Source organism: Ectopseudomonas toyotomiensis (assembly GCF_017167985.1).
In the GTDB taxonomy this organism is placed as follows: domain Bacteria; phylum Pseudomonadota; class Gammaproteobacteria; order Pseudomonadales; family Pseudomonadaceae; genus Aquipseudomonas; species Aquipseudomonas toyotomiensis.
This window is the reverse complement of sequence record NZ_CP070505.1, coordinates 379,459-392,561: the sequence shown is the minus strand read 5'-3', so window position 1 is coordinate 392,561 and position 13,103 is coordinate 379,459. Positions and strand designations below refer to the sequence as shown.

At 61.1% G+C, this 13,103-nt stretch carries 10 protein-coding genes; 9 read left to right on the top strand and 1 reads right to left on the bottom strand.

Features of this window, described 5'->3' with window-relative positions:
• Nucleotides 1-59: 59 nt before the first annotated feature.
• Nucleotides 60-992, bottom strand: a complete 933-nt coding sequence (locus tag JWV26_RS01615; protein ID WP_072425375.1) for a DUF1853 family protein — start codon at nt 990-992, stop codon at nt 60-62.
• 240 nt (nt 993-1,232) lie between these two features.
• On the opposite strand from JWV26_RS01615, the gene JWV26_RS01610 reads away from it, so the two are divergent.
• The 9 genes from JWV26_RS01610 to JWV26_RS01570 all read left to right on the top strand — a co-directional run bounded on the left by JWV26_RS01610 (nt 1,233) and on the right by JWV26_RS01570 (nt 13,103).
• Entirely contained in the window at nt 1,233-2,120 is an 888-nt protein-coding gene (locus JWV26_RS01610; RefSeq protein WP_017679052.1) for an NAD(+) kinase, read from the top strand.
• A complete protein-coding gene (locus JWV26_RS01605; protein ID WP_206418231.1) occupies nt 2,121-3,095 on the top strand; it encodes a metallophosphoesterase in 975 nt (324 codons plus the stop codon). It begins immediately after the preceding gene.
• Complete coding sequence (locus tag JWV26_RS01600; RefSeq protein WP_206418230.1) at nt 3,092-3,946, top strand: rhomboid family intramembrane serine protease; 855 nt, start codon at nt 3,092-3,094, stop codon at nt 3,944-3,946. The genes JWV26_RS01605 and JWV26_RS01600 overlap by 4 nt, the downstream gene beginning before the upstream one ends.
• A gap of 63 nt (nt 3,947-4,009) precedes the next feature.
• Nucleotides 4,010-4,273, top strand: a complete 264-nt coding sequence (locus JWV26_RS01595; RefSeq protein ID WP_017679055.1) for a YeaC family protein — start codon at nt 4,010-4,012, stop codon at nt 4,271-4,273.
• Entirely contained in the window at nt 4,273-5,109 is an 837-nt protein-coding gene (locus JWV26_RS01590) for a DUF2797 domain-containing protein (protein WP_206418229.1), read from the top strand. Before JWV26_RS01595 ends, JWV26_RS01590 begins: the two co-directional genes overlap by 1 nt.
• Nucleotides 5,110-5,160: 51 nt before the next feature.
• Complete coding sequence (pepN, locus tag JWV26_RS01585; RefSeq protein ID WP_206418228.1) at nt 5,161-7,818, top strand: aminopeptidase N; 2,658 nt, start codon at nt 5,161-5,163, stop codon at nt 7,816-7,818.
• Between the two features lie 607 nt (nt 7,819-8,425).
• Nucleotides 8,426-10,372, top strand: coding sequence for a DUF1302 domain-containing protein (locus JWV26_RS01580; RefSeq protein WP_093050662.1), 1,947 nt, complete (start codon nt 8,426-8,428; stop codon nt 10,370-10,372).
• 67 nt (nt 10,373-10,439) lie between these two features.
• The gene (locus tag JWV26_RS01575) at nt 10,440-11,810 is read left to right on the top strand and encodes a DUF1329 domain-containing protein (protein ID WP_017679059.1); all 1,371 of its coding nucleotides are present in this window, start codon (nt 10,440-10,442) and stop codon (nt 11,808-11,810) included.
• Between the two features lie 198 nt (nt 11,811-12,008).
• The gene (locus JWV26_RS01570) at nt 12,009-13,103 is read left to right on the top strand and encodes a WD40/YVTN/BNR-like repeat-containing protein (RefSeq protein WP_420890288.1); all 1,095 of its coding nucleotides are present in this window, start codon (nt 12,009-12,011) and stop codon (nt 13,101-13,103) included.

The following is a 13,103-nucleotide window of genomic DNA, read 5'->3' as shown; positions in this document are numbered from 1 at the left end:
AAGCGTAGTCCGGATGAAATCCGGGGATTGCAGGCGCATGCATTCCGGATTGCATCCGGCTACGAGCGCGTTGGCCACTGATCATTGACCAGAAAGATCCGCTCTACCTCTCGCCAATTCCCGGCATGATCCTCCTCCAGTCTTACCAACAGTTGCGCCTGAGCCTCCGGGCGCAGCGTGTTCAGCCATTGCTGGAGCATTTCATCGGACCAGACTCCGTCGGCACTCACCAGAGCCGGCGCCAACCAGGCCAGGCGCGGTAGCGGCTGCCAGTGCGCGCCTGGCTTTGTCGCGGCGAAGTCATTCCAGTCGCGCTGGTGCAGCCAGCGCCCACGGCAGTGTTCGGAGGTGGCGCCGCGAGGCGCGGGGGAGTCGTCGGGCCAGGGATAGAACAGGTAGCCGCCGAGCCAGAAGGCGGATCGAGTTTCGCCCAGTTGCAGGTCGTTCAGCGCTCCCCGTGCCTCCCGGCGCGAAGACAGGGGTAACTGGTGCTGCGCGAGGTGGCTCAGTTTCAGGTCGAGCCGATCATGACTGCCCGGGCCGAGCCAGTCAGCGGTGTCGCTGCCGTCCGTGCCGAGATAGAACTTCACTGCCAATTCAAGATGGTGTTCGCCTTCTTCGTCGCGCAGCAGCAGGTCTAGTTCGCCCAGCGTCTGGCCGTTCTGGCGGATCGGCAGATTGGCGGCGACGACCTCGACATCCGGTGCCGCATGCAGGGCGAACTGCCACAGGCGTTCGTAATAGAGGCCGAGGCGGCGCACCGGTTTCGTGGCCAGCCAGGCATGCAGGGCACCGGCATCGTTGTCCTGCTGCACGAGCCAGTCAGCCAGCCGCTGCGGTTGCCGCGTCCAGCAACTGGCCTGTAGCGGATGACGCTGGACTTTCGGGGTCTCACCCAGCATGGGTGGCGAGAACAGCGCCCAGGCCAGGTCACGCACAGCCGGGGTACGCAAGCCCAGCAGCAGATCGTGCAGCGAGTCGGGAGCAGTCATGACCCGAGCATAGCGCAGCAGACCATTGAAAAACGTAGGCGAGGCAGCCAGTGCAAGGCAAAAACAGGCGAAAAAGCGGAGTTTACGAGCTGTAAATGAGCATTTTGAGCCTGTTTTTAACGCAGCAATGGCAACGCAGGTAGTTTTTCAACGGCCTGCGAGTAACAGTGCTGGTTTGCTGCCGCCCAGACCTTTGGCCGATAATCTCTCTTCGTTTCTTATCTGTCTGGCGGGAGTCCCATGGAGCAATTTCGCAATGTCGGCATCATCGGGCGCTTGGGCAGCACGCGGGTGCTGGAAACCGTGCGGCGACTCAAGCGCTTTCTGATCGATCGTCACCTGCATGTGATCCTCGAGGACACCATCGCCGACGTGCTGCCGGGACACGGCCTGCAAACCTCCTCGCGCAAGATGCTTGGCGAGGTCTGCGACCTGGTGATCGTCGTCGGTGGCGACGGCAGCATGCTTGGCGCCGCCCGCGCCCTGGCGCGGCACAAGGTGCCGGTGCTGGGGATCAACCGTGGCAGCCTGGGTTTTCTCACAGATATTCGCCCTGATGAGCTGGAGCTCAAGGTGGCGCAGGTGCTCGAAGGCCAGTATCTGACCGAGAATCGCTTCTTGCTCGAAGCCGAGGTGCGTCGTCAGGGCGAGGCCATCGGCCAGGGTGACGCGCTCAACGACGTGGTGCTGCACCCCGGCAAGTCGACGCGGATGATCGAGTTCGAGCTGTATATCGACGGCCAGTTCGTCTGCAGCCAGAAGGCCGACGGCCTGATCGTCGCCACGCCCACGGGCTCGACCGCCTATGCGTTGTCCGCTGGCGGGCCGATCATGCATCCCAAGCTCGACGCCATCGTGGTGGTGCCGATGTACCCGCATACGCTGTCCAGCCGGCCCATCGTGGTCGACGGCAACAGCGAGCTGAAGGTGGTGGTGTCGGCGGACATGACCATCTATCCGCAGGTGTCCTGCGACGGCCAGAACCATTTCACCTGTGCGCCGGGTGACACCCTGCACGTGGCCAAGAAGGCACAGAAGCTGCGTCTGATCCACCCGCTGGATCACAACTACTATGAGGTCTGCCGCACCAAGCTTGGATGGGGCAGCCGCCTGGGAGGGCAGGACTGAATGCCCCTCGACCCCCATCGTGGCTATGACCTGATCGGTGATATCCACGGTTGTGCGCAAACCCTCGAACGCCTGCTCGAACATTTGGGTTACAGCCGCCAAGGTGGCGTGTGGCGCCATCCGACGCGCATGGTGATCTTCCTGGGTGACCTGGTAGACCGCGGCCCGGGCATCCGCGAAACCCTGCATCTGGTGCATGACATGGTTCGCGCCGGCCAGGCGCTGTGCATCATGGGCAATCACGAGTTCAATGCCTTGGGTTGGAGCACGCCGGCGCCGCCGGGTAGTGGTCGTCAGTACGTACGCGAACACAGTCCGCGCCACCAGCGCCTGATGCGCGAGACATTGGCGCAGTTCGAGGATCATCCGCAGGAGTGGCGTGAGTTTCTCCGCTGGTTCTACGAGATGCCGCTGTTCATCGATGCCGGGCGCTTCCGCGTAGTACACGCCTGCTGGGATGACGAGTTGATCACGCCGCTCAAGGCGCAATTCCCCAATGGCTGCATCGATGAACATTTCCTGCAGGCCTCGGCGGTGCCCGGTAGTTTCGCCAACATGGCGCTCGATCGCCTGTTGCGCGGGACCGACATGCGTCTGCCGCATGGTCTGACCCTGACCAGCGGCGATGGCTTTACCCGCTCGTACTTCCGCACCAAGTTCTGGGAGGAGGACCCGAAGACTTATGGCGATATCGTCTTCCAGCCCGATGCCTTGCCGGAGCTGGCGGCGCAGACGCCATTGACCGAACTGCAGAAGGACGAGCTGCTCAGGTACGGCGCGCATGAGCCGCTGTTGTTCGTCGGCCACTACTGGCGGCGTGGCAAGCCGGCTCCGATACGGCCCAACCTGGCCTGCCTGGATTACAGCGCGGTGGTTGGTGGCCGTCTGGTGGCTTATCGTCTGGATCAGGAAACGCGCCTGGACGCGGGGAAATTCGTCTGGGTCGATGTCGATCCGCAGGAGGCGCCGCGATGACGGCAGTAGAAGTGCTGCGCTTGCCGCTGGATACCGATCTAAGCGGTTTTGTGGGGCTATTGCAGCGTTTGAACGTGCCGCACCGGGTATCGGAAGAGGGCGGCGAGCAGGTGCTCTGGGTGCCGGGGCAGGAGCTTGCAGAGCAGGTGCGCGAGCTCTATGCGCATCATCCGCAGGGCGATGACGCCGGAGAACTGCCGCCAAGCGTTGCCCCGGTGCGCGAGAGCTTCGCCACTCAGCTACGGCGCAGCCCGGTCACGGCGCTGATGTTGCTGGCCACCTTCATCGTCTTTGCGGTGACCCTGGCGGGTGAGAATTTCTCGGCGATCCGCTGGCTGAGCTTCGTCGACTTTCGCATCGACGGCGAGCACATCTATCTGACCTATCTGGATGCCACGCTCGATAGTGGCCAGTGGTGGCGCCTGATCACGCCGATGCTGATTCACTTCGGCTGGCTGCATCTGGCGATGAACAGCCTGTGGTACTGGGAGTTGGGACGGCGAATCGAGTTTCGCCAGGGCGCCATCGGTCTGCTGGGGCTGACTCTGCTGTTTGGTCTGGCGTCGAACTTCGCCCAATACTGGTGGGCCGGGCCGTCGTTGTTCGGCGGCTTGTCCGGCGTACTTTATGGTCTGCTCGGGCATTGCTGGATCTACCAGCGCCTGGCACCGAACGCTGTCTATCGGCTGCCGCCTGGCGTGCTGGTGATGATGTTGATCTGGCTGGTGGTCTGTATGACCGGCATCTTCGAAACGCTGGGTATTGGCGCCATTGCCAATGCTGCGCATGTCGGCGGTCTGCTCATCGGCTGCCTGACCGGCCTGCTTGGCGGTATGCTGGCAAGACGCTGATTTATTTGGTGGGCTGAAGCGGAACGCCGCCCGGCCCACCCTACGATTTACTTGGAGACCTGTATGTCGTCCTTTCTCGATGCGATTGAAAACATCACCCCGGAAATCTACGAGAGCCTCAAGCTGGCCGTGGAAATCGGCAAATGGCCGGACGGCCGCAAGCTGACCCAGGAACAGAAAGAGTTGAGCCTGCAGGCGATGATCGCCTGGGAAATGCAGAATCTGCCGGAGGAAGAGCGCACCGGTTACATGGGCCCGCAGGAGTGCAGCAGCAAATCCGAGCCGGTACCCAACCTGTTGTTCAAGTCCTCGGATACCCTGCACTGATGAGCGAGTTGGGACGTGGCTCGCTGAGCAAGATGAGGGCGCATCTGGATGCGCCGGTGCAATACGCCTTCCGTCTTGGCGACGAAGAAGTGCCGGTCAACCCGCTGGTGGGCAAGCACCTGCGCCTGGAATACCTCGGCGCCATCCATTGCACGCACTGCGGACGCAAGACCAAGACCAGCTTCAGCCAGGGCTACTGCTACCCCTGCATGCAGAAGCTGGCGCAATGCGATGTCTGCATCATGAGCCCGGAGAGGTGTCATTACGATGCAGGCACCTGCCGCGAGCCGAGCTGGGGCGAGCAGTTCTGCATGACCGATCACATCGTCTACCTGGCCAACTCCAGTGGCGTGAAGGTCGGCATTACCCGCGCCAGTCAGGTGCCGACGCGCTGGATCGACCAGGGTGCGACCCAGGCGCTGCCCATCCTGCGCGTGGCCACCCGGCAGCAGTCCGGCTTCGTCGAAGACCTGTTGCGCAGCCAGGTGGCGGACAAGACCAACTGGCGCGCACTGCTCAAGGGCGACGCCGTACCGGTCGATCTGCTGGCGATTCGCGAGCAGTTGTTCGATAGCTGCGGTTCGGGCATTACCCAGTTGCAGCAACGCTTCGGCCTGCAAGCCATCCAGCCGCTTTCCGCTGCCGAAGTGCTGGAGATTCGTTACCCCATCGAGGCCTATCCGGCCAAGATCACCAGCTTCAATCTGGACAAGCAGCCCCTGGCCGAAGGTACTCTGCTCGGTATCAAGGGCCAGTACCTGATGTTCGACACCGGCGTGATCAATATCCGCAAGTACACCGCCTATCAGTTGGCCGTCCACGAGATCGCCGCCTGACACCAGATTGCCACCGGCGCCCGGGGCGCCGCAGACGAGAGGCCAAGAGCCATGCGCACCGAACAATCCAAGACCATTTATCTGAAGGACTATCAGGTTCCCGACTACCTGATAGACGAAACCCACCTGACCTTCGAGCTGTTCGAGGATCACAGCCTGGTGCATGCGCAACTGGTCATGCGTCGCAACCCGGAGGCGGGCGCCGGCTTGCCGAAGCTCGTACTGGATGGCCTGCAACTGGAGCTGCTGGAGCTCAAGCTCGACGACCGTGAGTTGAACGCGGGCGATTACAGCCTGACTGACAGCCACCTGACCCTGCAGCCGACCCAGGAGCGCTTCGTGGTCGACAGCAGCGTGCGCATCCACCCGGAGAGCAACACCGCGCTGGAAGGCCTGTACAAGTCCGGCACGATGTTCTGTACCCAGTGCGAGGCCGAGGGCTTTCGCAAGATCACCTTCTACCTCGACCGCCCGGACGTGATGAGCAAGTTCACCACCACGGTCAGCGCCGAACAGCATGCCTACCCGGTGTTGCTGTCCAACGGCAACCCGATTGCCAGCGGCAGCGAGGAGGGCGGTCGTCATTGGGCGACCTGGGAAGACCCGTTCAAGAAGCCAGCCTACCTGTTCGCCCTGGTCGCCGGTGACCTCTGGTGCGTGGAGGACAGCTTCACCACCATGAGCAGCCGAGAGGTGGCACTGCGCATCTACGTCGAGCCGGAGAACATCGACAAGGTGCAGCACGCCATGGACAGCCTCAAGCGCTCGATGAAATGGGACGAGGAGGTCTATGGCCGCGAGTACGACCTGGACATCTTCATGATCGTGGCGGTCAACGACTTCAACATGGGCGCCATGGAGAACAAGGGCCTCAACATCTTCAACTCCAGCTGCGTGCTGGCCAAGGCCGAGACCGCCACCGACGCCGCCCACCAGCGCGTCGAAGCGGTGGTGGCGCACGAGTACTTCCACAACTGGTCGGGCAACCGCGTGACCTGCCGCGACTGGTTCCAGCTGTCGCTCAAGGAAGGCTTCACCGTGTTCCGCGACAGCGAGTTCTCCGCCGATACCCATTCGCGCACCGTCAAGCGCATCGAGGACGTGGCCTACCTGCGTACCCACCAGTTCGCCGAGGACGCCGGCCCCATGGCTCACCCGGTGCGCCCGGACGCGTACATGGAGATCTCCAACTTCTACACCCTGACCATCTACGAGAAGGGTTCGGAAGTGCTGCGCATGATCCACACCCTGCTCGGCCCGGAGCTATTCCGCAAGGGCTCGGACCTGTACTTCGAGCGTCACGACGGCCAGGCCGTGACCTGCGACGATTTCGTCAAGGCCATGGAGGATGCCAGTGGCATCGACCTGACCCAGTTCAAACGCTGGTACACCCAGGCCGGCACGCCGCGCCTGGAAGTCAGCGAAGCCTATGACGAGGCGGCGCAGACCTACAGCTTGACCTTCCGCCAGAGCTGCCCGGCGACGCCGGGGCAGAGCGAGAAGCTGCCGTTCGTGATTCCCGTGGCGCTCGGCTTGCTCGATGCCCAGGGCGCTGAGCTGCCGCTGCGCCTGCAGGGCGAAAGCGCGGCGCAAGGCACCAGTCGCGTATTGTCGGTGATCGAGGCTGAGCAGACCTTCACCTTCGAGGGCGTCGTCGAGAAGCCGCTGCCCTCCTTGCTGCGCGGCTTCAGTGCACCGGTCAAACTGCACTTCCCCTACAGCCGTGACCAGCTGATGTTCCTCATGCAGCACGATTCGGATGGCTTCAACCGCTGGGAAGCTGGCCAGCAGCTTTCTGTGCAGGTCCTGCAGGAACTGATCGGCCAGCACCAGCGTGGCGAAGCCCTGGTGCTGGATCAGCGCCTGGTCACCGCGCTGCGTACATTGCTCGAAGACGAGTCGCTGGATCAGGCCATGGTCGCGGAAATGCTTTCGCTGCCGGGTGAGGCCTATCTCACCGAGGTCAGTGAAGTGGCCGATGTCGAGGCCATCCATGCCGCACGCGAGTTCGCCCGCCAGCAACTGGCCAGCGCGCTGTTCGCTCCACTGTGGGCGCGCTACCAGGCCAACCGTGAAGTCTCCAAGGCCACGCCTTACGTGGCCGAGGCAGCGCACTTCGCTCGCCGCAGCCTGCAGAACATCGCGCTGTCCTATCTGATGCTCAGCGAGAAGCCCGAGATATTGGCGGCCTGCGTCGACCAGTTCGACAACGCTGACAACATGACTGAGCGCCTTGCCGCGCTGGCAGTGCTGGTCAATTCGCCATTCCAGGAAGAGCAGGGCAAGGCCCTGGCCATGTTCGCCGACTTCTTCAAGGACAATCCGCTGGTCATGGATCAGTGGTTCAGCGTGCAGGCCGGTTGCCCGCTGCCGGGAGGCCTGGAGCGTGTGCATGTGTTGATGCAGCACGAAGCCTTCACCTTGAAGAATCCGAACAAGGTGCGTGCGCTGATAGGTGCCTTCGCCAACCAGAACCTGATCAACTTTCACCGCGCAGACGGGGCGGGCTATCGCTTTCTAGCCGACCAGGTGATCACTCTCAACGCCCTCAACCCGCAGATCGCTTCGCGCCTGCTGGCGCCGCTGACCCGCTGGCGCAAGTACGGTTCGGCGCGTCAGGCACTGATGAAGGCCGAGCTGGAGCGCATCCTCGCCTCCGGTGAGCTGTCTAGCGATGTCTATGAAGTGGTGAGCAAGAGCCTGGCCTAAGACTGATGCCGATCAGATAGGGCTCCCGAAGCAGCCTTGGTAGTACCCCGCCTCGGGGCGATCGCCGGTTCGCGGTGGGGCGCCGCTCCTACATACTCGGGGCGTTGACGCTTGACTGGTTGGCTTTAGGCCTGAAACGGGTTTTGCTCCACAAAAAAGTGTTACCGACCTCCGGTTGGTAACACTTTTTTGTTACCCAATGAAATATGCATTCGATCCGTTATGCCTTTGCACACTTAAGTTCGGGCTTCGTCGCTTGACAGCGAGATGATATTCGTCACCCAGCTGCGCTGCGAGTCGCGTGGTGAGTGGCATAAAGCGTCGGATCGTAGGACAAAGCGCGCCAGTTTTTCTGACGTATTGGTCAGTGGCTGATCAGTCACGAAAAGAAACTGGCCAACAGCTCTTCCAAGCCTGTTTGCGCTGATACACCTGTTTGAATTGGCACCATGGTTGCAGTACCGAGCGGGATCTGACCACGGGCGAGCGCACGCTGGTCGTTGGAACATGTCGCTGCAAATAAAAACAGAAGCCGTCGTCAGTACGGCAATCGCGACCCGGATACGGGATCGCTCAAAAGAATGATCTGTCCACGGAGTGAGTCTCGATGGAAATTAAGTCCCGCAAGCCCGTTCTACGTTTTGCCCCGGCCAAGGCCGGCTTTGCGTTCGCAGGCGTTCTGCCGTTGCTGGTCGCCGCCCAGGCTCAAGCGGTGGAGTTCAGCTTCGCCGATAACGAAATCACCGGTTCCATCGATACCACCGTCTCCTACGGTCAACTGTGGCGCGTACAGGGCCAGGACAAGACCAACGACGACATCAACACCAACGACGGCAACCGCAGCTTCGATACTGGGCTGGTTTCCGAAGTGTTCAAGATCACTACCGATCTTGAAGCGTCCTACCAGAACTACGGGGTGTTCATTCGCGGTACCGCGTTCTATGACACTCAGATCATGGACAAGCGCAACGATTACTACGACAACAACTCTCCGGCACAGCCGAGCCAGAGTGCGCCGCGTGATAACAGCTTCACCCGTGAAACCCGCCACAAGGCCGGCCGTGACGCACAGATACTCGACGCCTACGTCTATGGCAACTGGGATGTGGGCAACATGCCGGTTTCGGGACGTTTGGGTAAGCAGGTATTCAACTGGGGTGAAGGCCTGTTCTACCGCAATGGTGTAAACACCACCAACCCGGTCGACGCTGCCAAGTTCCGCCTCCCCGGTTCGGAAGTGAAGGAGGTCTTGGTACCGGTGGAGGCGCTGAGCTTCAATATCGGTTTGACCGACAGTCTGTCGATGGAAACCTTCTATCAGTTCAACTGGAAAGAGACCGCCATTGATCCGGTTGGTACCTACTTCTCCGAGACCGATTTGTTTGCTGACGGTGGTAATACCGCCTATTCGACTCAGGAGGCGCTTATTCCGCTCGCAGGCTTGTACTCTGGCCTCGGTAACGCGGGGATAGGTGGTTTGACGGGGGGGCGTACTGTTGATGCCAACGGTAACATCAAGGTGGCCAGTGTTGGTCCGGATATCAATGCCAAGAACGATGGTCAGTTCGGTGTCGCATTCCGTTATATCGCTGAAGAACTGAACTCCACCGAGTTTGGTTTCTACTTTGTCAATTACCACGCCAAAGAACCGACCATTTATGCGGATTTAGGGGCCTACGAGGGGCTGGATTTGACCGCTATTGCGCAAGGTGCATGTGTCGCTTCTGGCCTTGGCGCTGCTTGTGCTAACCCTGCGGTAATTGCTGGTTTTGCTCAGGCAGCAGGTGGTCTCGCCACGATTGACGTTGCCAACAATGTCAATGCTCGTCGCGAATATGTCGAAGATATCCGCATGTACGGCTTCAGCTTCAACACCACTGTAGGTAACGCTTCGGTGTTCGGTGAGCTGTCTTACCGCCCCAACCTGCCGGTTGGCATCGCCGCTACCAACGACCTGCTCGGCGATCTGCTGACCCAGGCACCCCAGCTGGCTGGCGGTGGTGTTGTGAATATCGGCGGTCAGCAAGTGCAGCTAGGCGACCAGATTCACAACTACACCCGCGTTGAAGCGTTCAATACTTCCTTGGGGACAATCTACAACTTCGGCCCGAGCCTTGGTTTCGACTCGCTGTTCGGTGTAGCGGAGTTGGCTTCCGAGCATCTGCGTGGCGACAGTCTGCAGTACAGCTCGCCTACCGGTAATCGCTATTACGCCGGCCGTGGCAACGGCTCCTATATCTCCGGCTATGACCGCGACGACCAGGTTAACAAGAACGCCTACGGCTACACCCTGGTGCTCTCCGGCACCTGGAACGACGTTTACGCTGGCGTGAACCTGTCGCCGTTCGCCGTGTTCAAGCATGACTTCGAAGGTAACTCGCACCAGACTGGCAACTTCATCGAAGGTCGCAAGGCGTACACCCTCGGTATGCGCGCCAGCTACCTGAACAGCCTGGAAGCAGAGATCCAGTACACCGAGTTCTATGGCGCAGGCCAGAACAACGGTGCGCGTGACCGCGACAACATCGGTCTGAACGTCAAGTACTCCTTCTAATACCTATAACCAGAAATACGTCGGGCGCTCTCGGGCGCCCGGCAATACTCTTCACGGAGAATTACCCATGCTGAACAAGCACAGGCTGATGGCTGTAGCCGTTGCGCTGGCGTTTTCTGCCGGTTCCGCGCTGGCTGCCGTTTCCCCGCAGGAAGCCGCCAAGCTCGGCGATACCCTGACTCCCTTCGGCGCCGAGAAGGCTGGCAACGCTGCCGGCACCATTCCGGCCTGGACCGGTGGCATCACTCAGGCGCCGGCTGGCTATACCCGTTCGGGCCAGCACCACGTCAATCCGTTCCCGGAAGACAAGCCGCTGTTCACCATTACTGCGGCCAACCTGAGCCAGTACGAGGCCAATCTGACGCCGGGTCAGATCGCCATGTTCAAGGCTTACCCGGAAACCTATCAGATGCCGGTCTACCAGACCCGCCGCTCCGGCTCCGCGCCGCAGTGGGTCTATGACAACACCGTCAAGAACGCCACCAGCGCCAAGCTGGTCGATGGCGGCAACGGCTTCTCCGATGCCTACGGCGGTATCCCGTTCCCGATTCCGCAAAATGGTGTCGAGGCGCTGTGGAACCACATCGCCCGCTACCGCGGTACCTACATCGTGCGTCGTGCCTCGGAAGTGGCAGTACAGCGCAATGGCGCCTACTCGCTGGTTACTTCCCAGCAGGAAGCGCTGTTCAAGTACTACCTGCAGAACGGCTCCTTCGCCGACCTGAACAACATCATGTTCTACTACCTGTCCTTCACTACCAGCCCGGCGCGTCTGGCCGGTGGTGCGGTACTGGTTCACGAGACCCTGGATCAGGTCAAGGAACCCCGTCAGGCCTGGGGCTACAACGCTGGTCAGCGCCGCGTGCGTCGTGCACCGAACCTGGCCTACGACACCCCGATCGCCGCGGCTGACGGTCTGCGTACCGCCGACGACACCGACATGTTCAACGGTGCCCCGGATCGCTATGACTGGAAACTGGTGGGCAAGAAGGAAATCTACATCCCGTACAACAACTACAAGGTCACCAGCCCTGACGTTAAGTACAAGGATCTGCTGCAGGTCGGTCACCTCAACCCGGCGCTGACCCGTAATGAACTGCACCGTGTGTGGGTCGTCGAGGGCACGCTGAAGTCCGGCGCCCGCCATATCTACTCCAAGCGTACCCTGTTCCTCGACGAGGACAGCTGGCAGGCTGCGGTGGTGGATCAGTACGACGGCCGTGGTGAGCTGTGGCGCGTTTCCATCGCCTACCTGAAGAACTACTACGACCTGCCGACCACCTGGTCCGCGCTCGATGTGTTCCATGATCTGCAGGCGCGTCGTTACCACGTGCAGAACCTGGACAACGAAGAGAGCAATACCATCGACTTCACCCAGGCCACTCCCGACGACGGTTATTTCAAACCGGCCGCCCTGCGTCGCCGCGGTACGCGATAATAGTCGTGTAGTCTCACGCGAAGGCCGCTACAGTAGTAGCGGCCTTTTCGTATCAGCTTGGCGAATAGGCTTCTATCACGCGGGTTTTGCCTTAACAAAACATAACGTCGCGCCAATTGTCAGGGCTTTCCGAAGCTCGCTAGGATGAGCGGCCTGCTAATCAGCAGTACCGCCTATAACAAGAAAGGGGGAAGGTATATGAGTGAGCCCGTCATGCGGCGCACCCAGTCCGGTCTGGCGCCCATCCTGGCGCGCAAGTCGGCGCTCCGTGTTCATTCGCCGCTGGCTAAAGCGCTCTCGCTGTGCAGTGTGCTTTCCATTCTGGCTTTCGCTGCCGCACCCTTGCAGGCCGAGACCTCGGCTGCGGCTGATGCCGGCTACGCCATCGAGTCGCCCAAGGCCGTGCACAGCCTGTTGCTCGATGTGGTCAACACCGGCGAGCGCCTGGTTGCCGTTGGTGACCGTGGCCATATTCTCTATTCCAACGACCAGGGGCAAAGCTGGCAGCAGGCCAAGGTTCCGACCCGCCAGATGCTGACTTCGCTGTTCTTCGTCGATGCCCAGCATGGCTGGGTGGTCGGCCACGATGCGCAGGTTCTCACGACCACCGATGGCGGTTTGACCTGGACCAAGCAGTACGAGGACCTTGAGCGCGAAGCGCCGCTGCTGGATATCTGGTTCAAGGATCTTCAGACCGGTTACGCCGTAGGCGCCTATGGCGCGCTGCTGGAAACCACCGATGGTGGCCAGAACTGGGAAGACGTCAGCGACCGCCTCGACAACGAAGATGCCTATCACCTCAATGCCATCACCGCAGTGAAGGACTCGGGCCTGTTCATCGTTGGTGAGCTGGGCCAGATGTTCCGTTCCGCTGACTGGGGGGAGACCTGGGAGCGCATCGAGGACCTGCCCTACGAGGGTTCGCTGTTCGGCGTGATCGGTACCGACCAGCCAGCCACTCTGTTGGCTTACGGCCTGCGCGGCCACCTGTTTCGCTCTAACGATTTCGGTGACAGTTGGCAGCAGATCACGCTCAACACCCCGAACAATGGTCCGCTGGAGTTCGGTCTGGCCGATGGCGCACTGCTCGATGATGGCAGCGTCGCTGTAGTCGGGCACGGTGGCACCGTGCTGCGCAGCAAGGATCACGGCCAGACCTTCAGCCTGATCAACCGTCCCGACCGCCTTTCGCTGGCCGGGGTAGCTGCACTGGATAACGGCAACCTGATCCTGGTGGGGCAGGGCGGCGTTCACCTCGCCGCCTCGACTGGCGTCGATCTGGGCCAACAATAA

Excerpts from the sequence above, each read along its gene's own strand:
- JWV26_RS01615 (WP_072425375.1), bottom strand. The coding sequence starts at position 992 with ATGACTGCTCCCGACTCGCTGCACGATCTGCTGCTGGGCTTGCGTACC.
- JWV26_RS01610 (WP_017679052.1), top strand. The coding sequence starts at position 1,233 with ATGGAGCAATTTCGCAATGTCGGCATCATCGGGCGCTTGGGCAGCACG.
- JWV26_RS01605 (WP_206418231.1), top strand. The coding sequence starts at position 2,121 with ATGCCCCTCGACCCCCATCGTGGCTATGACCTGATCGGTGATATCCAC.
- JWV26_RS01600 (WP_206418230.1), top strand. The coding sequence starts at position 3,092 with ATGACGGCAGTAGAAGTGCTGCGCTTGCCGCTGGATACCGATCTAAGC.
- JWV26_RS01595 (WP_017679055.1), top strand. The coding sequence starts at position 4,010 with ATGTCGTCCTTTCTCGATGCGATTGAAAACATCACCCCGGAAATCTAC.
- JWV26_RS01590 (WP_206418229.1), top strand. The coding sequence starts at position 4,273 with ATGAGCGAGTTGGGACGTGGCTCGCTGAGCAAGATGAGGGCGCATCTG.
- pepN (WP_206418228.1), top strand. The coding sequence starts at position 5,161 with ATGCGCACCGAACAATCCAAGACCATTTATCTGAAGGACTATCAGGTT.
- JWV26_RS01580 (WP_093050662.1), top strand. The coding sequence starts at position 8,426 with ATGGAAATTAAGTCCCGCAAGCCCGTTCTACGTTTTGCCCCGGCCAAG.
- JWV26_RS01575 (WP_017679059.1), top strand. The coding sequence starts at position 10,440 with ATGCTGAACAAGCACAGGCTGATGGCTGTAGCCGTTGCGCTGGCGTTT.
- JWV26_RS01570 (WP_420890288.1), top strand. The coding sequence starts at position 12,009 with ATGAGTGAGCCCGTCATGCGGCGCACCCAGTCCGGTCTGGCGCCCATC.